Raw genomic sequence first — 755 nt, forward strand, 5'->3', positions numbered from 1 at the left:
TTGCTGAACTGATATGCCTTGCCGCCGCCGACTCCGGTTCCGGATATGGCTATTGATGCGTCAGCCGCAAAAAGTTTTGTCTTGTTTATCGCCATGATGGTAAGCTTTCCGTTATCCCCTGTTGCCGCGTACACTGACAAATCAGGGTTATCAGATTCGCACTTTACCATATTTGTTCCGAACTTCTGCGCGTATAACATTACAGGCCAGTAATGGCCCCTTTCGGATGACCTGTTTGTAGGGTCGTTTTCCGCGTCAAACATACCGTGTCCGCCGCCCTGTCCCGGTTTCTGCGTGAACAGATCCCAGAAAAAAGCCATGTCCCCGCCCTCTTTCATAAACGAACCAAGGTAGTCGGCGCAGAACAGCGCGTTTTCTATTAACGCTGTCATGGAATTTTCCTCGCCGGAGTTCCATTCGGTAAGCGCTATTTCCACGTATTTCTTTTCCTGTCCCGGTACGCTGTTTACGTACTTCTTTATCCACGACCTGAACTTTGGCATGTACACAGGCCATGTCTGCTGCGGTTTCTTTAAAAGCGCGATGGCGTTGTTATTTGCCCAAAGCGGGTATTCGTGTATCGCAAGCGTGTCCACATACTTGGCTGACTTCTTTAAGAACTTTTCAACCCAATATGGCGCGTCTTTCGGCGCAAGCCATGGTTCGCCCGCAAGCCTTTCCTGGTTCATAGGCTGCATCGGGCACGGCCCCATTAATTTTAACTTATCATCAGGGAATGCCTTCTTCACTTTATA

At 49.3% G+C, this 755-nt stretch carries 1 protein-coding gene; it reads right to left on the minus strand.

Annotated features, from left to right (window positions below):
* A partial coding sequence (locus tag CVV21_05975) for a hypothetical protein (GenBank protein PKL91569.1) occupies window positions 1-755 on the minus strand: 755 nt, incomplete at both ends.

The organism is Candidatus Goldiibacteriota bacterium HGW-Goldbacteria-1, from assembly GCA_002839855.1.
GTDB lineage: Bacteria > Oederibacteriota > PGYV01 > PGYV01 > PGYV01 > PGYV01.